This is a genomic window from Mariniflexile ostreae (assembly GCF_042427585.1).
Taxonomy (GTDB): Bacteria; Bacteroidota; Bacteroidia; order Flavobacteriales; family Flavobacteriaceae; genus Pseudalgibacter; species Pseudalgibacter ostreae.
The window spans coordinates 60,720-85,227 of record NZ_JBHMFC010000009.1 but is presented as its reverse complement, the minus strand read 5'-3'; the positions used below and the strand labels follow the sequence as shown (position 1 = coordinate 85,227).

Below are 24,508 nucleotides of genomic sequence, written 5' to 3'. Positions count from 1 at the left end.
GTCTTACTTTATAGATTATGAACTCAGAAATAAGACAACTTCAACCGCAACAACTTTGGAATAAATTCGCCGATTTAAACGCCGTGCCACGAGCATCAAAAAAAGAAGCACGTGTTATCGCTTTTATGAAAGCTTTTGGTGAAAACTTAGGTTTGGAAACGATAGAAGATGAAGTGGGCAATGTTATCATAAAAAAACCAGCCACTTCGGGTATGGAAAACAGGACGACTATCGTGATGCAATCGCATTTGGATATGGTACATCAAAAAAATAAGGATACCGATTTCGATTTTGATACTCAGGGTATTGAGATGTATGTGGATGGTGACTGGGTTCGTGCTAAAGGCACTACTTTGGGGGCAGACAATGGTTTGGGGGTGGCTACTATTATGACGATTTTAGAAAGTAATGACATTCCGCACCCTGCTATTGAAGCTTTGTTTACCATTGATGAAGAAACAGGGATGACAGGTGCCCAAGGTTTAAAAGGGGGCTTGCTTTCTGGTGGAATACTTTTGAATTTGGATACAGAAGAAGACGATGAAATAGGAGTGGGCTGCGCTGGGGGTCTAGATGTTACTGCAAGAAGGATGTATAATGAAGAAGAAACGCCAGAATTTAAAGTGGGGTATGCCATAACCATAAATGGTTTACAGGGCGGACATTCGGGGATGCAAATTCATGAAGGATTAGGAAATGCCAATAAAATTATGAACCGTTTGCTGTATGATGGTTTTGAGAATTTTGGATTACGGATATCTGAAATAAAAGGCGGAAGCTTACGTAATGCCATTCCACGTGAAAGTGAAGCTATTGTAGCTGTAGATGCGAATCGAGAAGAAGCGTTTGTAGCAGAAACGAAAGCCTTGTTTCAAACCATACAAGCAGAACTCAAGACCATGGAGCCAGATTTAGAACTTCATGTTTCTAAAATAGAAACGCCACAAACCATTATGGATTTAGGTGTTCAAGAAGGCTTTACCAGAGCGATGTATGCAGCCTTAAATGGTGTTTATAGAATGAGTGCAGACATTCCTGGTTTAGTGGAAACATCTAACAATATCGCTAAAGTGGTTGTAAAGGATGGCCAGATTTACGTGGGCTGTTTAACACGCTCTTCGGTAGAAAGCTCTAAAATAGACCTCACTAATGGGCTGCGTGCCACTTTTGAACTTACAGGTTGTGAAGTTGAATTTTCAGGTGATTATCCGGGTTGGACTCCTAATATGGATTCTGCTATTTTAAAGGTTATGACCGAACTTTACGAACAATTACATAATGAAAAACCTCATGTAGCCGCTTGCCACGCAGGATTAGAATGCGGTATACTAGGGCAAAATTATCCCAAAATGGATATGATTAGTTTTGGCCCAACCATTAAAGGGGCTCACTCTCCAGACGAGCGCGCCCAAATTTCATCTGTTCAGAAATATTGGAATTTTGTTTTGGAGATTTTGAAAGCTATTCCTGTGAAAGAATAGTGTTTTTAAACCTTAGTACATTAGGTGTTAAGGCACAGGGTCGTAACCCGAACCGCCCCATGGATGGCAGCTGAATATGCGTTTTATGGCTAGCCATCCACCTTTTATTAAACCGTGTTTCTGTAAAGCCACTTTCGAGTATTGCGAGCAAGTAGGCTGATATCTGCAAGAGGCAGGTGTTAGTGGAGAGATAAAAGTTTGATATATTTTTATCAAAAGCAAAAACGGTGCAGTGGCTATTTTTTTTAATAAGTTATGCTTTTCCATTAGGGGTTTTATAAAGTTAATGGGTCTGAAATTTAATTATTTCAGGTCTATTTTTTATTGAGATTTAATTTTTATAAAATATAATGCTTAGCGATTTTTGAAAAACTCGTAATTTGTGCTTCTTTCCAGGTTTCTGTTTTGTTTAGCTCTTTCATTAAGAAACTGGCTACCATTGAGCTTACTTCCAAAGCGGCTTTAGCATCTAAAAATAATATACGCACACGTCTTGCTAAAATATCCTCAACGGTTCTTGCCATTTCCTGTCGTATGGCCCAAACAATTTCTGCTTTTATAAATTCGAGTCTGGGGTGTATGCGTTCACTTAATTCTGGTGATTCTTTGATAAGGTGTGCAATCCCTTTTTGGTCGCTTCCATAAACATACAAGTGGTGGTTTTTATCGCTAGCGCCATCAGCACCATGAATGCGTAATGTTTTGGTTTGGCACTTGGCTTTCGGGAGTTTGCCGAGAGCTATGGCTTTGTTGATCGTATCTTGGGCCATGCGTCTGTAGGTGGTCCATTTACCGCCTGTAATCGATATTAATCCAGAACTTGAAACAATTATTTTATGACTTCTAGAAATCTCTTTCGTTTTTTCCTCAGTATTCTTAGGAGCTGCTAAGGGACGTAAGCCAACAAATACACTCAACACCTCTTTTTTACAAACGCTTTTAGTTAAATAGCTATTGGCTGTTTTTAAAATGAACTCTATTTCTGTATTTAAAGGCTTTGGTTCAAGGCTATGGCTATCTAATAAGGTGTCGGTGGTGCCTATCACCACTCTATTGTGCCAAGGTACGAGAAACAATACCCTGCCATCATCTGTTTTAGGAATCATGATGGCATCATTTCCAGGTAAAAAAGAACGGTCTAAAACCAAATGGATGCCTTGGCTAGGCCGAATAATATTTTTAGCAGCAACAGTGTCCATTTTTAAAATATCATCAGTAAAAACACCTGTTGCATTAATAACGGCTTTAGCATTTAAATTATAGATGGTGCCGGTTTCGATGTCTTTAGTAACAACGCCATTAATAAAACCATCGCTAGTTTTTATTAAGTGCTCTACTTTGCAGTGGTTTAAGATGGTCGCTCCTTTTTCAATACCGGTTTGTGCCATGTTTATGGCTAAGCGTGCATCGTCAAATTGACCGTCATGGTAGACTACGCCACCCTTTAGCTTTTCTTTTTTTATGGTAGATAGTCGTGAAAGGGTTGTTTCTTTGGATATGCTTAACGATTTTCCAAAACTGAGTCTTCCTGCTAAGAAATCGTATATTTTTAATCCTATTATATACTTAAAGTGATTCCACCACCTATAACTAGGAATAATAAAGGACTGGTTGCTTACTAGATGAGGTGCGTTGTTAAGCATTAGCCCTCTTTCGTATAACGCTTCTTTAACCAAATCGATGTGGCCCTGTGCCAAATACCTAACGCCACCATGAACTAATTTGGTGCTGCGGCTAGATGTTCCTTTTGCAAAATCTACTTGCTCTAATAGCAATGTTTTATAGCCGCGAGTCACACTGTCTAAGGCAATTCCAAGACCTGTGGCACCTCCGCCTATAATAATGACATCCCAATGGGACTGTTTTTTTAACTGCTGAATTAATGTGTTTCTATCGAACAAATAAGCTAGTTTTAATTTTGCTGATGGAGCCTTATGGTAATATCATTTCTGGTGTAGCTACAGTTCTAAACCCAACATGTTCTGAGGCAGAATCTAAGCTAGAACCCATGCGTGCAGATAGTCTATAACTTGCGCAATAAGAAGCGCTGCACAAGAAAGAGCCACCACGTATCACTTTTTCTTCTAAATAAGGGTTGTTCGGGTTATATGCTTTCGTAGCGCCTTGTGGGTTTATCGCCGGAGTATTTAAAGCAGCTAGTTCTTTGTAATAATTTATATTGTACCAGTCGCTGGTCCATTCCCAAACATTGCCAGCCATATCATATAATCCAAAATCATTTGGAGGATACGATTTAACGGGTGAGGCTCTTTCGTACCCATCTTCTAAAGTGTTACTAACCGGAAATTCGCCTTCCCAGCTATTGGCTTTTTTTGATAAATCGTTAACATCGTCACCCCAAAAATAAACAGAGCCTTGGGCATTGCCTCGTGCCGCATATTCCCATTCGGCTTCTGTTGGTAATCTTCTTCCTGCCCATTTGCAATACGCTTGGGCGTCTTCAAAAGAAATATGAACTACAGGGTAGTTCGCCTTACCCTCAATAGAACTCCCTGGTCCTTGTGGGTGTTTCCAATTAGTGCCAATACGCCATTCCCACCATTGTGAGAAGTCGTATAAATTAGGAACGCTTGTTTTTGATTTTTTAAATAATAACGATCCTGGTTTTAGAATTGAATCGTGTGGTTTTGGGGTGCCTTCTGGGAGCTGTTTTTTTATTACATCCCACTCTATGTCACGTTCTGCAACAGTAATATACCCTGTTTCTTTTACGAATTTTGAAAATTGTGCATTGGTGACTTCCGTAAGGTCTATAAAAAAGCCCTCTAAAGATACGGTATGCCTTGGTTTTTCGTGTGCCATTGCAGTTTTGTCTTGCGGTACCGCGCCTTGCTCAAAGGTGCCTCCTGGAACCCATACCATACCTTCTGGTGCATTGGGAGTATTTGTTAAAGCACTTGTGGGCGCTTGTTTTTGAGATGTGGTTTGCGATTTATTTTGATGGCATCCTAAGTTTAAAAGGGTTATAATTAATAGAATGCATACAGATTTTATAGTGTTCATGTAAAGGTGTCTTATTTTAAACAAAGCTAGGCTTTTATTTTTTTAAAAGAAATCCAGAAAATTAAAAATGCCGATTTTAACTTTTTAGTATGGGTTTGCCTTAATAAAAGACGAGGCAATGTGTTATATTTGTTTTTAAAACTTTATAAAAATGAACTTTTCAAACTCATATCATATTATAATTTTCGCAGCTTTAATATTGGGATTCTCGACTTTTATCTCTGCTCAAAACACTAATAATAAATTAAAAGCCTTAATTGTTGATGGAGAAAATAATCATGGCATTTGGCCAAAATCGACCATGATGATGAAAAGCTATTTAGAAGAAACGGGTATGTTTGAAGTGGACATAATAAGAAAAAAATACACATGGAAAGGTGAAGAATACTTAGATATGTACCCATTGTCCTCAGCCCAAAAAACAGAAGTTGTAAAGGAACCTAAATTTGATCCAGATTTTTGTCCGAAGTTTAAAAAATACGATGTGGTTGTTTCTAATCTCGGATGGAAGTCCTCAGACTGGCCCGAGAAGACCAAAAGAAATTTTGAGAATTATATGAGAAAAGGAGGCGGATTGATAATAGTGCACGCTGCCGATAATGCTTGGGGAGATTGGACTGAATTTAACAAAATGATTGGCTTAGGTGGCTGGGGTGGAAGAGGCACTCATAGTGGTCCTTATGTATATTATGATAACGACGATAATTTGAAATATGACACTTCCGAAGGTAAAAGCGGAAGCCATGGCCCACAAAGAGAGTTTTTGCTGGAAACCAGGGCGCCAAATCATCCTATAATGAAAGGCTTACCAAACTTATGGCTGCATGCTAAAGATGAATTATATGAAAATTTAAGAGGTCCTGCAGAAAACTTAACAATACTTTCTACAGCGTATTCTAAAAAAGACAAAAGTGAGGGAGGAAAACATGAGCCTGTATTGTTTACTATCGATTATGGTAAAGGGCGTGTATTTCATACCACATTAGGACATACCGATTACTCTATAGAATGTGTTGGGTTTATAACGACCTTTCTGCGTGGTGCAGAATGGGCTGCTACTGGTAAAGTAACCCAGGCTGTTCCTGATGATTTCCCTAATGCTGCGTCTTCTAGTTCTAGACCTTGGTCTGAAAAAAAATAAGACAAGGCTTTTATTCTGGATCATGCTCCGCAATATTTTTATTCCATAAGGGACTGTAGTATTTTTATAAAGCTCAAATGGATTATTTTGGTTTACCTGCTCTAAAACATTTAGTTAAGCGGTGTAGCACTTTTTTTAAATTAGACTCTGTTTCTAAAACAGCTGTAAGCGCCATTAAGGTTGGCAAGCATCTAAGATCTCCATTTTGCCCAGAATCTTTTTAAAGCGTTTTAAAATTGAGTTCGCTTGCCCAAAGGCTCTAATTCACCCAATGGTTGTATGGTGTTTTCTTTTAAGTCTTAGGTTTTTAATGTTTTTTAAAGCAATCCTATTGGATTGTTTATGTAATTTTTACAGACGTATTACGTACGTTTTGATTTTTTGTATTAACGAGTTTGTTTTTTTAATTCATATTTAAGCATTATATAGGTCGTTTTGTATGTTTTTTGTAAGTTATCCTATCTTATGTAGACTTTTTTTTTTATGTGTACCGTAACTATCGTTCCCAAAGGGAATAGTGATTTTGTTTTAACCTCTAATCGCGATGAAGCACCTGATAGATTGTCTATTTCGCCGGAATATTATAATATTAAGGGTGTTAAGATGCTCTTTCCTAAAGATGTGCAATCGGGAGGGACTTGGATTGGGGTTAGTGAAAATAAGCGTATGTTGTGTGTTTTAAATGGTGGTTTTACAAGTCATATACCTAAAGTTTTATATAGAAAAAGCAGGGGTGTAGTGGCTACCGATTTTATGGCTTTTAAAAATATTAAAGATGATGTGAAAGCCTATAATTTTTATAACATAGCGCCTTTTACCATGATAATTGCAGATTGGAATTTGAATTTATGCTTTTTTGAATTGGTTTGGGATGGTACTAAAGCTCATTTTAAGACTTTAACAAAAGCAGCGCATATTTGGTCGTCTTCAACATTATATTCAGCGCGCATGAAAGAAGAGCGGTTCCGGTGGTTTACTGCTTTTAAATCGGAACACAAGTTGGAAAAAGAAACCTTGCTCCATTTCCATAAAACAGCAGGAAGCGGTAATATAGATTATGGCGTAATTATGAACCGTGATTTTGTTAAAACCACCAGCATAACGCAAGTTGAAAAAAATGAGGAGGTTTTGAAAATGCATTATGAAAACCTTCAAAACAATACAGTGTCCAATAAGCAGTTTTAATTTTAAATCTTCTAAATGAAATGAAAACCTCGTTATATGGAAGGTATTATAATCAAAATCAAATAAAACCCACCTATTAAAAGTGCATATTTGTATGGGTGAATTCTATAAATAACAAGTAGAAGAAGACAGATACGCACTTGGTCGTGTATAGGATTTAAGGTAAATGAAATTTAATTAAATCCCACATACTGTTTTATTTACTGTAAGCACCCGAAGAATAGGTCAATTCATAGCTATGGGTATAGATTTCGAAAACAATTCCGAAAGGATCTTCAACGTAACACATTTTAAACGGTTTGTCCTTTGGGTAATACTCTCTTATTGGCATCCTTTGTTTTCCACCGTAAGCCAAAATTTTAGCAATTAGATTTTCTATATTCGGGTCTTGTATGCAAAAATGGAAAAGCCCTGTGTTAAATGGATTAAATTCAGGAGCTTCTTTTATGCCGTTTGGAAAGGAAAACAATTCAATCCCAATGCCATCTGATGTTGCTAAATGAGCAATTTCGAACGTGCTCCAGTCATCACCGAAAACATCTATACACATTTGGCCAATAGCCGTTTCTTTTTCTTTTTTCACTTCAGAAGGTTCCATAATGATATACCAACCCATAACTTCGGAATAGAATTTTACGGCCTCCTTTATATCGGGTACTGTAATGCCAATGTGTGAAAATGATTTTGGATAATTTTGGATAACTGTCATAAGGTTTATTTTAGAATACAAAAATAAACTATATTTGTCTTATAGGCAATAACTTACTAAAAAGTGATATAGTAACTTAAACGAGTAAAATAAAGATTATCAACATATTAAAGTTTTAATTTTGAATAAAGAAAATAGCTGTCCCTTACACTATACGATGAATTTAATAGGTACAAAATGGAAGCCTCTAATTTTATTTCATTTATTAGAAGGCGCATTGCGCTCTGGTATATTGCAAAAGAAGATTTCTGGTGTTTCAAACAAAATGTTTACTCAATCGGTAAGAGAATTAGAAAAAGACGGTCTTATTTCTAGAACGGTGTTTCCTGTAGTGCCACCCAAAGTGGAATATAAATTAAGTGAAAGAGGGCGATCACTTGAGGGTATTTTAAGAAGTTTAGATCAATGGGGGGCAACAGATTTTAAAAATATGATTTAGGAGTTAAAGCAACATACTACGAGTTTAGTGGAGTTGTTTTAAATTTAGTCACCAAATGAATAAGTATCCATTTGGTGACTTTTTACTTGTTTAACTTAGCACTAATAAGGTTTTATTTTCTAAAATAGCTATAAGCAACCGCATGATGGGTTGTTTTTGATTCATCTTTAAGAAGTTCTATAAAGCTATCACCATCGGTTTCGTATGGCATATCCATATGGTAAAGCGCCATTAAAGTTGGATAGATATCTACGGTTTACACAATGGATACTCTTTTAAATCAGAGTTTTTTGTGTCTGGAACCTTTATAATAAGGGCACTTTTTAAAGCGTTTTCAAATATGGTTTGTTTACCTCAAACTTTTTGGTCGCCTAAGTGCCAGCCAGGGTAGCCCCAAACTATCACAATGGTGTTTTCATCTAAATCCAAGGCTTCCAGCTCCTTCAATACCATCCCTATTTGATTGTCTATGTAACTTACACAGGCATAATAGGCATGTCTTAATTTTTTGCATAGTCATCTGAAACACGATTATCGAGATTGGGAACCTCATCAGTAAGGGCATATTGGTTAAATTCATTGCTATCATGTAAACTTTTACGATTAATATCTTTAGGAATATTAGGGTTGGGAGAAACAGTAAGGGAGTTCTCATTATATAAGTCCCAATATTTTTATGGTGCATTAAATGGTAAATGTGGCTTAAAAAAATCCGACACCAAGAAAAAATGGTTTGTTTTGGCTCTTAAGGTCTTTCAGTTTTGAAATGGCCAATTGTGTCGTTAATCCGTCTGGGTATCCAACGTCATTGACGTTTCCAGCTTCATAAGGTTTAGCGTTTTTGTTTAAGCTTTGTTTGTTTTCTCCATTGGCATAGCCAAAAAAAGCATTCCACCCCGTTTCCCATTTGTCACTGTTGAAAGATAATTCGCTCCAGCTGTGTGGTAACTCTCTTTTTTCGGACGGATTTTCGTTATATTCATATAAAAGACCATCTGCCGAATGACTGATTTTATCAATACCAACTGTATGATAACCATTTCGTTTTAAATGATGGATAAAAGATTCGGAGGTGTCATTTTTAGGTTTATCTGAGATTTCGATAGGAATGACATGATTGCTAAGTTGTGCTCGTGTTTTTGGACGTATTCCTGTTAAATGATTATAGCGTGAAGCACCACAGGTGGGTACTAGAACAAAATGATTTGTAAAGGTAACCCCTTGCGAAGCTAATTTGTCTATATGTGGCGGTTGTACAACAGTGTTGCCATAACAGCCTAAATCTGTGCGTAAATCGTCAACGGCAATAAGCAATATATTGGGTTTTAAAGTGTTTTCGTTTTTTTCTTGGCTATAAACGCTAGAGCTTATAATCAGAAAGCCATACAGGTCTAATTATTTTATTTTAATAGGATTTTTTTGCTAGTTCAGGTAATTAGTTTCGGATGAAAAAACATAAGTAATTGAACCTATAGCAAAGGAGCCAAATCGAAGCCTTACTGGAAATAGGAATCAATAAAAGTGAGATTGAAATATTATAGTGTTCGGCCCAGGCTGTTTAGATAGCGCTGAACAGGAATACTCTTATACGTTGAAGGACTGCAGGTAAATATGTGGCAATAAATGCATAAAGACGTACAGCCTCTCTCTATATAAATGTAAGCCTAAGCAAACGTTGTGGATAGAACAAATGAAAGAGCCTGCTGCCAGCCTGCTGTGTTTTGAGAAGTGGAGTAGCGAACTAATCAATAAACGTTTAGCCCTTAAAGACGAGACGTGTGTGAACCATGAAACAATTACCAGCGAATCTGGGATGTAAAGTAGGGAATTAAATAAGCTAAATAGTTTAGGGTGAACAATAGAAAATAGAATAGACGCTATGAGAGAGTGTTTTTCCCCCAAAAAAAAAGACTTGTCAGAACACTTAATTATGATAATCTACTTAAAACCTTAAAAAATATATGCTTCGAACTTAGGGATTGAACCCAGCAAATAAACATGATCTAGTAATATTGAAAATGGAGCCCAAAAAAAACCATATCGACCTATGTTATCGATACTAAAAGGAAAATTTTAGATTCTAAAAACTAGCGCTAATATTTTCAAACGAATATACGTTTCTAAAAGTATGTTGTTATACCCTGCTTCTGAATCTTTGAATACAATTTTTGGAACATTTTACAAAAGTAGCTAGGAGTAAAACAGGTGTTAATTAGGTTTTATAAAAGTGTTAAAAATCGGTGTTTTAAACACGAATATTGGTTTATATATTTTGAAGATTAAGCTCTAAACCTTGTAGAAAATGGTTATCTTAGACTTGAATTAATTGTGTCTTAATTGTAAGAGTTAAATGAACAATAATACGGAGGATATTCAATCCAAAGAAAATTTAGAATCAAATATTTCCCATAAAAACAATCGTAAGGCGCAACTCAGCCAAAATCAAGTGCCTTCTGGCTTCTTGGGTTTGGGAGAAAACACCGAACTTTATTTTGCAATCCTTAGTGGTGTCTTTTGGATGTTAGGAGTTGTCTTCTATTTCAGTATTAGTGCTCCACAAAATATCTCTACCATCCTTTACATCACGGGTGCCTTTTTTGGTGGAATATTCACTTTTCAAACGGCTGGTAAAGCGTTGCTTCAAGGCGAATTTGCTATAGATTTTTTAATGCTCTTTGCAGCAGTAGGAGCAGCCATACTAGAAAAGTGGGGAGAAGCGTCCTTGCTGCTATTTCTGTTTAGCTTGGGGCATGCCTTAGAGCATCACGCCATGAATCGTGCAAAGAAATCCATTTCTGCACTTTACAATTTAACACCTCCCTTAGCTTTAATACAGCGTAAAGGTGAACTGATTGAGATTCATATTGATGAGCTGGAAGTCGGTAATATTATTGTGGTTAAGCCTAATTCCAACATTGCTGCAGATGGTGTAGTTATTAAAGGGTCAAGTGCAGTGGATCAAGCAAATATCACGGGTGAAAGTTTGCCTATAGCCAAACATCCGAACGAGAATTGGCAAAATGAAAATGATATTAGCAAACTTCTTCCAGAACATCGCGTATTTGCTGGAACTATTAATGGGAGCGGCGCACTGGAAGTTAAAGTATTAAAGAAAGCGCAAGACAGTACACTTGCCCGACTCATTAAACTGGTAAAGGAAGCAGAAGAACAAAAATCCCCTACGCAACATCTCACCGACAAATTTGAAAAGTATTATGTCCCTTCTGTGTTAGTCGTTGTGGTATTATTAATGTTTGCTTTCCTTGTGTTGGATGAAGCCTTTCAGGATAGTTTTTATAGAGCGATGTCTGTGTTGATTGCCGCTTCTCCTTGTGCATTGGCTATTTCAACCCCAAGTGCAGTATTAGCTGGAATAGCAAGGGCTGCGCGTCAAGGTGTTTTAATTAAAGGAGGTCGGCCCCTTGAGGATTTAGGAGAGATTCGTGCCATAGCTTTTGACAAAACAGGCACGCTTACCGAAGGCAGACCAATCTTGACCCATGCTATACCGTTCGGTAAAATTACCAAATCACATCTATTAAAAGTAGCCGTTTCTGTAGAAGCATTGAGTGATCATCCATTGGCCGCAGCCATAGTTATAGGAGGGAAAAAAGAATTGGGGGACACCCCTATACCAAAAGCAGAAAACTTAAAATCATTAACCGCAAGGGGTATTAAAGCCTATTGGGAGGGCAGTGTGGTGCATATAGGCAATCGAAGGCTTTTTGAAGAACTGACCGGTGCAGATGTTCCCGAGATCATAGACTCTAAAATGCAAGAACTCGAAGAAGAGGGGCATACGAGCATGATCATCCATCAAGATAATGAGTACTTAGGAATTATTGCAGCAATGGATATTGCCCGACCAGAAGCTGCCGCTACCCTTGATGCTTTAAAAAAGATGGGGATTAAGCGAATGGTTATGCTTACTGGTGATAATCAGAAGGTGGCTGTTGCCATTGCTAAAAGTATTGGAATTACGGATCCACTTGGAAGTTTATTTCCTGAGGATAAAGTAAACGTTATAGACCAATTAAAACAAGAATTAGGAAATGTAGCAATGGTTGGTGACGGCGTAAACGATGCTCCCGCTATGGCGAGAAGTACTGTGGGTATTGCAATGGGTGCAGCCGGTTCAGACGTGGCTTTAGAGACAGCGGACATTGCATTGATGGCAGATAGATTGGATAACCTTCCTTTTGCTATTGGTTTGAGTAGGAAAGCGAAACAAATTATAAAGCAAAATCTCATTATTAGTTTGGGGATGGTCGTGCTTTTGGTCCCCTTAACCATAACAGGAACAATAGCGATTGGCCCAGCAGTTGTAGGTCATGAAGGGTCCACGCTCTTAGTCGTCTTAAATGCTTTGAGATTGTTGAAATATAAAATCTAAGATCTTTGAATTTTTATTCATTCTTTGTTGGAATCAAAAAGCTAATATTATAAAGTATAAGGGCGGAATTATCTCTAATTTTGAATGGTCATACTCATTAATCTGAAATGCCTATCTTTGAATGTTGATGCTTATTTATATTTGTAAAACACAGGTAAACCACAACTACCACTGATAGTACGATGATATATATATTCTTTATAGCTTCCTTTAATGCGCTTTTCTTTTTGGTATTGCTCCTTCAGAAAAAACCAAAGCTCCTATATGATTATATATTGATTTTTTGGCTTTTGTACCTAGGTGTAGCTACAGCTATTTATGCATTTGCAACGAACTATTTGCTGGAAGCTCCATTTGTATCGAGTGGTATTATCGCTTTGTTTTTATTGCATGGCCCCTTTTTGTATCTGTATGTATCTGCGCTCACTTCAGATAACAAAAAGTTTAGAATAAAGAATACTCTTCATTTTGTACCCTTTCTAGCATTCATCTTCTATCTGCTTGTTGCATCTCAATTTCCAGCCTATGCAGAAGGAATTCGCATAGACCATGTTAATCATGGAGTGCATGAACCTCCTTTTCTATTTGTAATCTTTCTTATGCTTACAGCGCTTTCAGGACCACTATATTTTCTCTTAGCTCATAGAGAGTATCGAAAAATAAAAGGGTCTATTCTTGAGTTTTCCTCAAGAGATATAAACCTAGACTGGTTGGGTAAACTCATTACTATTTTTGGAATCGTATGGACACTTTTAATCATTATAGCTGTGATTCATCATGTGTTTCACTTCTTTTCGATGGTTTTTTGTACAGATGGTTTGTTCCTCTCACTTTCAGTATTTATTATCTTGATTGGGTATTATGGATTGAAACAACAGGAAGTTTTTATAAGCTTTCCAGTAGAAGAACCTGAGGAACCCGTAGACGTAAACAAAATTAAATACGCCAGTTCAAGATTAGACGATACTGGATTACAGAAATGCTTTAATAGAATACAACGGTATATGGTAGCCCAAAAACCATATTTAGATCCAGATTTGACCTTGCCTAAATTGGCTAAAGATCTCAATGTGCCTGCGCATCATCTTTCGCAGGTCATCAATGAAATGCATGGCAAGAATTTTTTCGACTTTATCAATCAGTTTCGGGTAGATGAAGTGAAACGAAAGATTCGGGATTCAAAATTTAAAAAATATTCCTTACTCGGAATTGCACTAGAAAGTGGTTTTAATTCTAAATCTGCTTTTAACAGGGTATTCAAAAATTTGAACGGCACTACGCCCAGTGAGTTTCGAGATGCTCTTCCCCCGTCTTAAAATTTCCCATGCTTCCTTATCTTAAGTCCTGTTTTATAAAGTGGGTCTTGTAAACACTCCGTAAGGAGTGCCATGTTATAAAGAAGGTCGCACACTCCCGAGTTAGTCTATACTTTTGTTCACAGAAAGTAAAATAGATTATTAACTCAAAACTCAGATATTATGAAAACTAAAGAAGAAAATGTTACTCTTAGAAAGCCAACAAAATCGGCATGGGGGTTTAAAGCTAATATGCGATTACTTATAATGGTATTCGCCTTTATATTGAGTAGCACTTCAGTATTTGCGCATTGTGACTCCTATGATGGACCAGTAATTAAAGATGCCTTAAAAGCATTGGATCAAAACAATGTAGAGCTGGTTTTAAAATGGATAGAACCGCAACAAGAAAAGGAAATCATTTCCATGTTTAACAAAACCTACCAATTAAGATCGGGCAATAAGGAAGTATATGCCATTGTCGAAAAGCATTTTTTGGAAAATCTTGTACGTTTACACAGGGAAACCGAAGGGGCGCCTTATACTGGCTTGAAACCAGCAGGATCTATGACAACATTGGTGGAAATGGCCGACAATTCGATAGCAGACGAAAATGTTGAGGTTGTGATTAAAACGGTCAATAATCATCTTGAAGAAATGCTTAGAGTACGTTATGCAGAAGTAGTAAAACGAAGTATAACCAAAGACAGTTCTGTAGAAGAAGGTCGAGCATATGTAGTAGCATACGTGCAGTATACACATACACTCGAAGCACTTGAGCACTTATTGCATGCACCTGAATCCCATGGCGATGGAAATCATGCAGGACATCATTAAGACCCTATAGTCATCCTAATTTTTAAAATTAGAGTTTGAATAAATTAAATTTAAAGGTTATGAACACTGTAAAAGATTTAAAAACTATAAAATTCCAGTTGGAAACACTTACATGCCCTAGCTGCATTACAAAAATAGAGGGTGTTCTCAATAAAGAAGCAGGAGTAGAAAATGCTAAAGTATTTTTTAATTCTAGTAAGGTAAAGATAAACTATGATGAGGATAAAGTATCTTCTAAGCGATTATCAGAACTGATAGAAAAAGTGGGTTATCCAGTTTTATCCTAATGCTTCAAGAAATCTAAGACTTGAAATATTCTTGTTTTTCCCTAAAGGAAATCAAGAATATTTCAATCACCCCAAATGATCATTTTATTTAAATACCATATACTATGAGAGCTAAACAGATAAATCGGATTATGTATACAGCGGCTATTTTACTTATTGTTGCGCTTGTAGCCTATTTGTTAGGCTGGAACCGACCTCTATTAAATTCATTGTTAATCATGGCAACATTACTAGCAGGGTCCCCTACTTTTCTTAAAGCTTGGAAAGCTTCTCGGTTAAAAATGTTCAGTATTGAACTCTTGGTGACTATTGCCGTAATTGGTGCTTTGATTATTGGAGCGTATATGGAATCAGCAGCAGTAACCTTCTTGTTCCTTTTCGGGGCGTTTTTGGAAGGGCGATCTTTAGAAAAAGCCCGTGCTTCCATTAAATCCTTAATGGAAATGGCACCGATGGAAGCCACTGTGCTTCGCTATGGTATACGTTCCGTAATAAAGGCTGAGGAAGTTGTTGAGAACGATGTGGTTATTATTCAGGCTGGAGAGAAAATTCCAATTGATGGTCGTGTAATTTCAGGGAAAGGCGCTGTAAATGAAGCAGCTATTACTGGGGAATCTGTTCCAGTAAGCAAATATACAGCCGAACAAGTGTTTAGTGGCAGTATTTTAGAAACTGGATATTTGGAAGTAATTGCAGAATATGTGGGAGCAGATACGTCTTTCTCCAAAGTAATTGAATTAGTTGAGGAAGCTCAGGAAGGAAAAGCGAAAACACAGCGGTTTTTAGAAAGGTTTGCCGCAATCTATACTCCCGGAATTATGGTTCTATCTATTGCTGTCTGGGTTATCACAAAAGATGTGCATTTATCACTTACCTTCCTGGTTATAGCGTGCCCGGGAGCATTGGTTATTTCAGCACCAGTCTCAATTGTTGCGGGAATTGGAAATGGCGCCCGTAATGGCATATTGATCAAAGGAGGAGAGGTGATGGAAAACCTAGCAAAATTAAATGCTATGGTATTTGATAAAACTGGTACTTTAACAAAGGGTAAACCTGAAGTAACCGCCATTAAAGGATTTGGTATAAACGAAAACGAATTGCTTTTAATGGCTGCAGAAGCCGAAGTGGTTTCAGAGCATCATTTGGGTAGGGCAATTATAAAAGAGACCGAAAGAATAGGATTGAAACTTTTGAATAAACCAACAGAAGTGGCAGTCCTTAAAGGACGGGGGATTCAGGTAAGTCTTAATGAGAAACAGCTATACATAGGAAATAGAAAGGGACTTTTTCAAAATAAAGTTGTGATTTCCCCAGAGGTGGAATCCTATGCCGCACAGCAAGAAAGCGCTGGAAACACTGCGGTGTTTATCGCAGATGATAAAAAAGTTCTGGGGATTATTTCTATCGCCGATACCATAAGAGACAAAGCTAAAGCTACTCTGCAAGAGCTTCGCTTATCAGGGATTGATAAGTTGGTAATGCTCACGGGCGACAATAGACATACCGCGCAGATAGTTGGTAAGGAATTAGAGATGGATAACATCTTTGCAGAGTTGCTTCCTGAAGATAAGGCAAAAAAAGTAACAGAATGTATGGGGAAAGGTGTTGTTCTGGGTATGGTGGGAGACGGCGTAAATGATGCTCCTGCCATTGCCACAGCTAATGTTGGCATTGCCATGGGAGTTGCCGGTACTGATATTGCGATGGAAACTGCCGATGTTGTACTGATGGCCGATAATCTGGATAAATTGACTTACGCTTTGAAGCTTTCAAAAGCTACTGTGCGTAATATGAAACAAAACATGTTTTTAGCTGTTGGCACGGTTGTTCTTTTATTAGCAGGCGTGCTAACAAAAAATGTAAACCTCGCTTCAGGTATGTTAATCCACGAACTGAGTGTGCTTTTAGTAATCCTGAATGCTATTTGTTTGGTTAGGTACAAACCCACAACCCTCTTTAAACGATATGCTAAACCTAAACCTGAAGCGGTATTTGCGACCAAAACTGGTGCTCTAGGGTGTTAAATTATTTTCTGAGTAGCTCTAAAAGAATCAAAACAGCCATTTTCTGTTCATTCTATTTTTAAACTTATGGATACTGGTTTTTTCGATTGGACTACATTTATTTTAGACGTTGATGGGGTAGAGGTTTTTGATAGGGGTATAGGTTGTGAATTTTACATCTACACCCCATAGAGAATAATTTTAATAATCCAATAATTAGTTTGTTTAAATCTTTATAAAGCAATTGATGTCTTTTTATTTTCACATCTTATTATCTTTATCAAGCTTTTTTAAGCCTTCTTTTAATCAGCCATTCTGATAGCTCTTCACAAATATTCCGCCCAAATGAATTATAATAAACGGTATCAAATAGTAAAGAGATAGTTTGTGTACTACTTTTATTAGTGCTTTAAAGTCCCCTGAGCTAAATTCGATTATAAACCCAGAAATTAATGAAATGGTAAGACAGATATAGAAAATAATATATACCCAATTCTGAAATTTTATTTTAATAGGCAACTGTTTTATAAAGGGGTTCGGAAATTCCGTTTTCCAAAAAAGGGAAAGTAAAAAACGTATAGCAACTAACCCTGTAAGAAAGTAACCAATATAAAAATGCCAGTTCCACATAGGTTGACGAATTTTTTTTGCCAGTATAATAATTTGGTCCCTTGAAAGACTTTGTTCCGCCGATTGAAGATACCCTTGAATAACATCTGCAATATCATTTTTATTGAGCCAAGTCATCCTTAAAAAGATACTGCCAATAATTAATGTTACACAAAGCGCTATGGCTCCATGTAAAATTCGATTTATTTTTGAATGCTCTGTTATTTCCATGATGATTTTAAATTTTAATCGTTTTCTATGTATATCAATAGAAAATAAAAATTAAGCTTTTTAACTTTCTTTTAATGCTGATATTTTTAATAGAATCTGTAGTTTAGAAGTGGTGTAGGGGCAGACCTAGAAATGGAGTTCAAAGCAAAACGAGCTTATGATGATGTGCTTAATTATTTAACAATTGTAGAAACCATAAAGCAAATAGCATTTACAAAGAAGAAATGTTTTAATAACGTGTGGTTTTGCTCTGAATTGACTACACGGATTGAGGAGGTTGAAAAACGGAAGGTCTTTTTAGATAGGAATAAAGGTTTTGATAATAAAAATGTGAATTAGAAATAAGAGTAAGTATGGGGGTGTCCAAATAAAATTCATAACTCATTACAACGACTTCAAACGAAGAATGATTAGCGTTAATATGCTGAAAAGGTAGTCTCTCATGTTGGGATTTCTCTTCCTTATGGTTTTTTTGATGTGAAGTCTTTAAAGCGCCGTAATGCTTTTCGAAAAAAGTAAAGCAATCATCTCCATATTCCTGAGAGTGGTATTTAGTGTGTTCTACCAAGTCGATCAGCTTAAAAGTATCGGAAATACTTATTCCCGCGCTTTGAAACAAAACAAGGCAGGAAAGCAATATGGTAGTTAAGGTTTTCATCTTATGATCAAATGTATTACGCTTAATCCATTAGATATATGATATTTGTCAGTTCCTGTAAAAAAGTGAATGGAAGCTAAGGTTGGGAATTATCAGAAATAATTTTAAGATAAAAGAGTTTTAAAAGGGACACTATCCCGTCAAGTGTTTAATATTACTCTTTTTGCAAATCCTTAATTTTAGATTTGTAAAAAGAGTAATTGAGTAGAGCTTGTATGTATTATTTATATTTAAGACAAATCTAAATCAGCTTGTTTAACTTGGCACTAATAAGGTTTTATTTTCTAAAATCTTCTATAGTTAAATTGTTATTGAATTTAATATCAGACCAAGTAACCTCAATCCAAGGATCGTCTGTTACATCAGCCTTCCAAGTAGATTTTTTGTATTTTCGTTTGGTTGGTAATAATAGACCGTCTACGTTTTCGTATTCAAGCACCATTAAATAGGGGTTTTCAATAACATCAAAATCTGCTACAGTAAAAAGGAATTGGTCCACTAACGCTGTTTTTTTATTTATGTAAAGTTGATACGTATCTGTAGTTTCTTTGTCTTTTAAATCAAAAGTGACGTTTACGATGTCATAGTTGTTATCATTTATCTTTTTTTCTCCTATAAGCTCATACTTTAAACCCTTATCCAAAAGTTTTTGCATCATGGTAAACCAATAAAAATTAGTAGGCCTATTAAATACGACACCTTTTAAAAGGGTTTCATCATCTAAAACTTTTCCATTGTGTTTTAACCAGAACTCACTACCGTCAAACCCCTGCTCAATTAGCCCTTCAAGTTGAGGAAGCGTTCTTTCGTGTTTAGTATAGGCACCATAAGATAATTCTCCGTTAAAGATATATTTCTCTGTAATAACATCTGTTTTGCCATCAGGAAGCTGATAAGTGTAGGTGTAAACAACGTCCTTCTTATTAATTAGTGCCTTGTAGTTCCCTACTTTCTCTGTCATGGTATAAACCAATTCATGGGCTTTGTTTTGAAACTCGGAAGAGGCTTCTTTATGTTTATCTTTTTTATTGGTATTGCCACAAGACAATAGCGATAGACATAAAACAAAAGAGGATAAAATAATTTTCATATAAAATATTTTTATTGATTAAAGTAAAAGATGCTATATAATAGCTTATTTGTATGTGAGTAGAAGATCTGCTGTTTTTTTTAGGCTAGGTGCTATTATTTCTGTTTTAGGAGCTAAAGGAAATTCTTGTTGTCCTGGTCTGCTAACAAAAGAAGCACGCCATCCCGCCCGAATGGCACCAGCTACATCCCAACCATGAGCCGCAATAAGCATGCATGCTTCTGGTTTTACATTCATTTGAGAAGCAGCCCATGTATAGGTTTCAGGAAAGGGCTTAAATTTTCCAACAGCTTCTATGCTTAGTATTTCATCAAAATAGCTGGTTAAACCAGCATTTTTCAATTGTTCTTTTACACCTTCGTTAGATGAATTTGTAAAAGAGACTAATGTGTAACCGGCATCTTTTAGTAAAGCTAAAGCTGGCTTTACGTCTGGATGGGCAGGTAGGGATCTGAATGATTTTGTTATGGTATGTCGCGCATCTTTTTCGGAAATTGAAATCCCGTTATTTGCGGCTACCATTTGTAGTGCAGCTGCTCCTATATGCTCAAAATGTTCATACTTTCCAGTGGCAGTAGTTACTAGGGCATACTGCAACATCGTGCTAAACCATAATGGTAATAAGTCTTCTTTTCCATTTAAAGCCTTACTTACCGTAGCCTTCATTTGGGCAAGGTCTAAAAGTGTTTCATTTACATCAAAGAATAAGACTTTTGGTCGTGTTTTTTCTAACATGTTTTCCAGATTATTTTAGAGTCTATCATGGGTATACGCTTAAAGCATAAAGGATTTTTATAAAACGCTTTTTTGTAGTGCTGTTACTGCAGCAGTATTACGACGCTTCAATAAGTTCATTTAAAACTTGTTTAAACACGTCTACGGGTTGTGCACCTGTAACGGCGCTTTCTTTGTTAAAAACTATGGTTGGAACAGAAGAAACGCCTCTGTTTTGCCAATAGCTTTCTTTTTCTTTTATTTCGGCTCGAGCATTATCATCGTCTAACTTTGCTAAAGCGTCTTCGGCATTTAAGCCCACATCTAATAAAACTTGTTTTAAAACATTTCTTTTGGACACATCTTTTCTTTCACTAAAGAAGGCTTTGGTTAGCTGCATTTTTAATTCGGTCTGCTTTCCAAATGCTTTAGCATATTCTAATAAAACATGCGCTTCAAACGTGTTGACTATGCGCATTGTATCAAAATAGTCAAAAGTAAAACCCAATTCCGCACCTGCTTCTGCCATATTCGACTGTGATTCTTTTTGCTGTTCTACTGTAGATCCATATTTTTCTGTAATATGTTCCTGTAAAAGTTGTCCTTCATCAGGCATGTTAGGGTTTAATTCAAAAGGTTGCCACTCGATTTCTACTCGATCTTGAAGACCTAAGTCTGTGATGGCTTTTTCCAAGCGTTTATATCCTATTGTGCACCAAGGGCATACCACATCTGAGACAATATCTATTTTTAACTTTTCTTTCATTTATATATGTTTATTTAGAGACAAGCCTCCCTTTTTAATAACGGAAGGCTTAGTCACTTGTTTTACTGTTTTTTCCACTCAAATTTTTGGAATGGGGCGTCTATAGGCGTATTAGCGATATGATTGGTGTAATTACTAATGATCTTTTGAGATAATCCTAAAATAATTTCCAACACTTGTCTTTCGCTATACCCAGCAGCATAAAAACGTTCTAGATCTTTTGGTGGTACATGTCCGCGATTTCGAACAATAGTAAGCGTCATGGTACGTAATGCCTCTAGTTTAGGGTTTTCAAGTGGTGTTTCGTTACGCAAAGCCTCTGTGATTGTATCATCAACCTTCATCATTTTTGCAATTCCCGTATGTGCTGGAACACAGTAATGACATGCATGTTCTACGTTAATGGTTTGCCATACCACCGTTAACTCATCTTTATCAAAAGAAGATTCTGTAAATAATTTATGTAAGGTTTGATAAGCTTCAAGAATTCCTGGTGCACCTGCCAACACACCGTGTAAGCCGGGTATCATACCATTTTCTTTTTGAGATTGTTCTAATAATGCTTTGCTTCCTTTTGGGGCGGTTTCGATATTGTGAACTTTTAAACTTGTCATAATTTTAAATTTTAATGGTTATTATCAATTAAACTTTTGCACTTTATAATAAAAAAAGGCTTAAATATTTTTAAAGAGCATTTCAATATAATCTTCAATTTCTTCTTGGCTATTTACTCTAGTAGCAGCCGCTAGCCCGTGCTTAGCTAATACTAAAAAATTTGCTTGTTTTATTATGGTCGCCTCATCTTTAGTGGCGTCCATTTTTAATTTTTCAATAAATAATTTTTTTAGATTATCCATAAAGGAACTCATTTGTTCCTTTATTAAAGCGTCTTCACGTTGTGAGAATTCATTATAGGTATTGGTTATTAAGCAGCCTTTCTCTAATCCGTCTCTACCAATGTCGATAGAATCATAAAAAAACGCCTTGATGTCTTCGACACCGTTTCTGGCATTTTTAAATTTTTCGAACATGGCGTTTACTTTTATTTTATAAGCTTTTATACTTTGAATAAATAGACCATGCTTACTTCCAAAACTAGAATAAATAGAAAATTTATTGATGCCCATTTCTTTTTCCAACATTTGCATCGATGTTCTTTCATAGCCATTTACCCAAAAAAGGTTCATCGCTTTTTCAATAACATCATCTTCTATATATTCTTTTTTTCTTGCCATTAATTCTAAGTAACAGCACAAAGCTAAACGATTGGTTAGAAATAAAGAAGCGCTTTAACACTTCATTGTTTTTCATTAAAACCAAAGTGAGGTTAAAGCGTGTATGGTGTTGGTTTGTTGGTGTTTAGTTGGGTTAGGGCACGAGAAGTGTTTTTAACAGTTTTTTACTGCTTAGGGCACTATTCTTTTTTTATGCCAATGAATCGTATAACACTGGCTAGGCCATTATGAAACGTCCCTTCTATCAATTCCACTTCTTTTTCTTCGAGTTGAATGATGTCGAAATTTAGGAAATCTTTACGAATGGAGTCTTTTGAAAACAGCATGTCTATGTTATTTGGCCCTCCAACATTGGGGTTTTCTTTTTGAAGTTTTAAATGTTTTTTACTAAATCCTTCAAGTATTATCATGCCATGAGGACGCATTAACTCCACTATCTTTTTATGATATTTTGATAAGAGATGTGGAGGGAAGTGTGCGAAAATCAGGGCTGTAGCATCATATGTATGATTAATAGCATCCAAATTAAAAAAATCGCCAACATGGTATTTGATTTTGACATGTTCTTGAATACATAGCTTAAAGGCTTTCTTTTGGCCTTCTAAGCTGATATCAAAAGCTGTTACCTCCAGCCCTTTTTTTGCTGCATAAACAGCATTTCTTCCTTCACCTTCGGCAGGTAGCAAGATATTGCCCTTTAACTGGTAGTGATCTAAAACATTCTTAAAAAAAACATTTGGAGCTATACCATAAGCATAGTCATCGGTCCTGTATCTGTTGTCCCACATGTCTTTCATGTTATTTTAAGATGTTTAATAGCACCCCTTCAACAAATCTATTATGTTTTAGGTTAATTGAAGGAGTGCTTAAAATAGCTCTGATTTTTTTTGTATCCTAGGCGTTTTACCTATCGCTTATCGTTAGGATAAATCTAAATTCGTAAGGTCGATTCCTAGTGCTTTTGCAACGCCCTGTCCGTATTTAGGATCTGCTTTATAACAATTTACGATATGCCTTTCTTGAATAAAGGTTTCTGCACCGCCCACTTGCCGTGCTGTATTATCAAATAGGACTTGTTGTTGTTCTGGAGACATTATTCTAAATAAATTTCCAGGTTGTGTGTAGTAGTCGTCATCTTCTCTATGATCGTAGTGAAACGCCTCACCCTCTAAGCCCATTGCAGGTTCGGCATATTCTTTGCTTTCCGACCATTGGCCATAACTATTTGGTTCGTAATGGATGGTTGCTCCTTCATTGCCGTCTACTCGCATCGCGCCATCTCTATGTGGATTATGAAATGGACATTTTGGTTTGTTTACCGGAATTTGATAGTGGTTGACTCCTAATCTATAGCGCTGCGCATCTCCGTAAGAAAATAAACGACCTTGTAGCATTCTATCTGGTGAAAATCCAATTCCAGGCACTACGTTTGCAGGATTAAATGCTGCTTGCTCTACATCTGCAAAGTAATTTTCTGGATTTTTATTGAGTTCCATAACACCAACATCTATCAATGGATAATCGGCATGTGGCCATACTTTTGTTAAATCAAACGGGTTGAAACGATATGATTTTGCATCTGTTTCTGGCATGATTTGTACTTTTAAATACCATTTTGGGAAATTGCCACTTTCAATAGCATCGAATAAATCACGTTGATTACTTTCTCTGTCCTTTCCTACGATAGTTTCTGCTTCAGCATCGGTTAAATTCTGAATACCTTGAGCAGTTTTAAAATGAAACTTTACCCAAAAACGTTCGTTATCAGCATTTAAAAAACTAAAGGTATGACTTCCAAAACCATTCATGTGTCTATACGATTTTGGGATACCTCTATCGCTCATGGTTATGGTAACCTGATGTAAAGCTTCAGGTAGGAGTGTCCAAAAATCCCAATTATTATTTGCACTTCTTAAATTTGTTTTCGGATCTCTCTTTACCGCCTTGTTAAGGTCTGGAAACTTGTAAGGGTCTTTTAAGAAGAAAACTGGGGTGTTGTTACCTACCAAATCCCAATTCCCTTCTTCGGTATAAAATTTTAATGCAAACCCTCTAATATCTCTTTCGGCATCTGCTGCACCTCTTTCTCCAGCAACTGTTGAAAAACGAGCAAATAATGCTGTTTTCTTACCAATTTCAGAGAATATTTTGGCTTTAGTATATGTTGTAATATCGTGTGTTACAGTAAATGTACCAAAAGCTCCTGATCCTTTTGCGTGCATTCTTCTCTCAGGGATAACTTCCCTATCAAAATGAGCAAGTTTTTCTAGAAACCAGAAATCCTCTAAAAGCATTGGGCCTCTTTTTCCTGCTGTTTTTACATTTTGATTTTCTGAAATCGGCCTACCGGATACCGAGGTTAGTTTTTTCTTTTCGTCTTTCATGAATATTAATTTTCTTGTTATAAACTC

The 24,508-nt window shown here is 36.4% G+C and carries 24 protein-coding genes; 9 read left to right on the top strand and 15 right to left on the bottom strand.

The genetic code is table 11. The annotated features are described in order from the left end of the window. Window positions 1-17 precede the first annotated feature (17 nt). The gene (locus ACFFU9_RS03070; RefSeq protein ID WP_379859901.1) at window positions 18-1,481 is read left to right on the top strand and encodes an aminoacyl-histidine dipeptidase; all 1,464 of its coding nucleotides are present in this window, start codon (window positions 18-20) and stop codon (window positions 1,479-1,481) included. 27 nt (window positions 1,482-1,508) lie between these two features. Here the strand turns inward: ACFFU9_RS03070 and yidD are convergent, their stop codons facing one another. From yidD to ACFFU9_RS03055, 3 genes are all read right to left on the bottom strand, one after another. After that, on the bottom strand, window positions 1,509-1,748 hold the full coding sequence (gene yidD / locus ACFFU9_RS03065) for a membrane protein insertion efficiency factor YidD (RefSeq protein WP_379859900.1): 240 nt from the start codon (window positions 1,746-1,748) through the stop codon (window positions 1,509-1,511). A gap of 71 nt (window positions 1,749-1,819) precedes the next feature. Then, window positions 1,820-3,382 carry a glycerol-3-phosphate dehydrogenase/oxidase gene (locus ACFFU9_RS03060; RefSeq protein WP_379859899.1) on the bottom strand — a complete coding sequence of 521 codons (1,563 nt, stop codon included), beginning with the start codon at window positions 3,380-3,382 and terminating at the stop codon, window positions 1,820-1,822. Between the two features lie 31 nt (window positions 3,383-3,413). Beyond that, complete coding sequence (locus ACFFU9_RS03055; protein ID WP_379859898.1) at window positions 3,414-4,505, bottom strand: formylglycine-generating enzyme family protein; 1,092 nt, start codon at window positions 4,503-4,505, stop codon at window positions 3,414-3,416. 151 nt (window positions 4,506-4,656) lie between these two features. Between ACFFU9_RS03055 and ACFFU9_RS03050 the strand changes: the two genes are divergently transcribed. Both ACFFU9_RS03050 and ACFFU9_RS03045 read left to right on the top strand, forming a co-directional pair. After that, on the top strand, window positions 4,657-5,646 hold the full coding sequence (locus tag ACFFU9_RS03050) for a ThuA domain-containing protein (protein ID WP_379859897.1): 990 nt from the start codon (window positions 4,657-4,659) through the stop codon (window positions 5,644-5,646). 483 nt (window positions 5,647-6,129) lie between these two features. Next, complete coding sequence (locus ACFFU9_RS03045) at window positions 6,130-6,831, top strand: NRDE family protein (RefSeq protein ID WP_379859896.1); 702 nt, start codon at window positions 6,130-6,132, stop codon at window positions 6,829-6,831. A 196-nt stretch (window positions 6,832-7,027) separates the two neighbouring features. Here the strand turns inward: ACFFU9_RS03045 and ACFFU9_RS03040 are convergent, their stop codons facing one another. Then, window positions 7,028-7,540 carry a VOC family protein gene (locus tag ACFFU9_RS03040; protein ID WP_379859895.1) on the bottom strand — a complete coding sequence of 171 codons (513 nt, stop codon included), beginning with the start codon at window positions 7,538-7,540 and terminating at the stop codon, window positions 7,028-7,030. 157 nt (window positions 7,541-7,697) lie between these two features. Here ACFFU9_RS03040 and ACFFU9_RS03035 point away from each other — a divergent pair, with 157 nt between their 5' ends. After that, window positions 7,698-7,979, top strand: coding sequence for a winged helix-turn-helix transcriptional regulator (locus tag ACFFU9_RS03035; RefSeq protein ID WP_379859955.1), 282 nt, complete (start codon window positions 7,698-7,700; stop codon window positions 7,977-7,979). Window positions 7,980-8,333: 354 nt separating this feature from the next. On the opposite strand, the gene ACFFU9_RS03030 is transcribed toward ACFFU9_RS03035, so the two are convergent. Beyond that, entirely contained in the window at window positions 8,334-8,432 is a 99-nt protein-coding gene (locus tag ACFFU9_RS03030) for a hypothetical protein (protein ID WP_379859894.1), read from the bottom strand. 249 nt (window positions 8,433-8,681) lie between these two features. Further along, complete coding sequence (locus ACFFU9_RS03025; RefSeq protein ID WP_379859893.1) at window positions 8,682-9,293, bottom strand: sulfatase-like hydrolase/transferase; 612 nt, start codon at window positions 9,291-9,293, stop codon at window positions 8,682-8,684. 1,036 nt (window positions 9,294-10,329) lie between these two features. Here ACFFU9_RS03025 and ACFFU9_RS03020 point away from each other — a divergent pair. The 5 genes from ACFFU9_RS03020 (at window position 10,330) to ACFFU9_RS03000 (ending at window position 16,815) form a co-directional block, all read left to right on the top strand. Next, window positions 10,330-12,372 (top strand): heavy metal translocating P-type ATPase, encoded by a 2,043-nt coding sequence (locus ACFFU9_RS03020; protein WP_379859892.1) that lies wholly within the window; start codon window positions 10,330-10,332, stop codon window positions 12,370-12,372. Window positions 12,373-12,554: 182 nt separating this feature from the next. Continuing rightward, complete coding sequence (locus ACFFU9_RS03015; protein WP_379859891.1) at window positions 12,555-13,688, top strand: helix-turn-helix domain-containing protein; 1,134 nt, start codon at window positions 12,555-12,557, stop codon at window positions 13,686-13,688. A 162-nt stretch (window positions 13,689-13,850) separates the two neighbouring features. Next, a complete protein-coding gene (locus tag ACFFU9_RS03010) occupies window positions 13,851-14,504 on the top strand; it encodes a DUF6448 family protein (RefSeq protein ID WP_379859890.1) in 654 nt (217 codons plus the stop codon). A 59-nt stretch (window positions 14,505-14,563) separates the two neighbouring features. After that, window positions 14,564-14,791, top strand: coding sequence for a heavy-metal-associated domain-containing protein (locus tag ACFFU9_RS03005; RefSeq protein ID WP_379859889.1), 228 nt, complete (start codon window positions 14,564-14,566; stop codon window positions 14,789-14,791). Window positions 14,792-14,895: 104 nt separating this feature from the next. After that, window positions 14,896-16,815, top strand: a complete 1,920-nt coding sequence (locus tag ACFFU9_RS03000; RefSeq protein WP_379859888.1) for a heavy metal translocating P-type ATPase — start codon at window positions 14,896-14,898, stop codon at window positions 16,813-16,815. Window positions 16,816-17,100: 285 nt separating this feature from the next. Here the strand turns inward: ACFFU9_RS03000 and ACFFU9_RS02995 are convergent, their stop codons facing one another. The 9 genes from ACFFU9_RS02995 to ACFFU9_RS02955 form a co-directional block, all read right to left on the bottom strand. Further along, on the bottom strand, window positions 17,101-17,634 hold the full coding sequence (locus tag ACFFU9_RS02995) for a cytochrome b/b6 domain-containing protein (protein WP_379859887.1): 534 nt from the start codon (window positions 17,632-17,634) through the stop codon (window positions 17,101-17,103). Window positions 17,635-17,893: 259 nt separating this feature from the next. Next, the gene (locus ACFFU9_RS02990; RefSeq protein ID WP_379859886.1) at window positions 17,894-18,292 is read right to left on the bottom strand and encodes a hypothetical protein; all 399 of its coding nucleotides are present in this window, start codon (window positions 18,290-18,292) and stop codon (window positions 17,894-17,896) included. A 277-nt stretch (window positions 18,293-18,569) separates the two neighbouring features. Continuing rightward, window positions 18,570-19,382 (bottom strand): hypothetical protein, encoded by an 813-nt coding sequence (locus ACFFU9_RS02985; RefSeq protein WP_379859885.1) that lies wholly within the window; start codon window positions 19,380-19,382, stop codon window positions 18,570-18,572. Between the two features lie 45 nt (window positions 19,383-19,427). Next, window positions 19,428-20,117, bottom strand: coding sequence for a haloacid dehalogenase type II (locus ACFFU9_RS02980; RefSeq protein ID WP_379859884.1), 690 nt, complete (start codon window positions 20,115-20,117; stop codon window positions 19,428-19,430). 97 nt (window positions 20,118-20,214) lie between these two features. After that, window positions 20,215-20,862 carry a DsbA family oxidoreductase gene (locus ACFFU9_RS02975; protein WP_379859883.1) on the bottom strand — a complete coding sequence of 216 codons (648 nt, stop codon included), beginning with the start codon at window positions 20,860-20,862 and terminating at the stop codon, window positions 20,215-20,217. A 62-nt stretch (window positions 20,863-20,924) separates the two neighbouring features. After that, a complete protein-coding gene (locus ACFFU9_RS02970; RefSeq protein ID WP_379859882.1) occupies window positions 20,925-21,476 on the bottom strand; it encodes a carboxymuconolactone decarboxylase family protein in 552 nt (183 codons plus the stop codon). A gap of 60 nt (window positions 21,477-21,536) precedes the next feature. Beyond that, entirely contained in the window at window positions 21,537-22,097 is a 561-nt protein-coding gene (locus ACFFU9_RS02965) for a TetR/AcrR family transcriptional regulator (RefSeq protein WP_379859881.1), read from the bottom strand. 179 nt (window positions 22,098-22,276) lie between these two features. Next, entirely contained in the window at window positions 22,277-22,894 is a 618-nt protein-coding gene (locus ACFFU9_RS02960) for a class I SAM-dependent methyltransferase (protein WP_379859880.1), read from the bottom strand. Between the two features lie 123 nt (window positions 22,895-23,017). Further along, on the bottom strand, window positions 23,018-24,481 hold the full coding sequence (locus ACFFU9_RS02955) for a catalase (RefSeq protein ID WP_379859879.1): 1,464 nt from the start codon (window positions 24,479-24,481) through the stop codon (window positions 23,018-23,020). Window positions 24,482-24,508 lie beyond the last annotated feature (27 nt).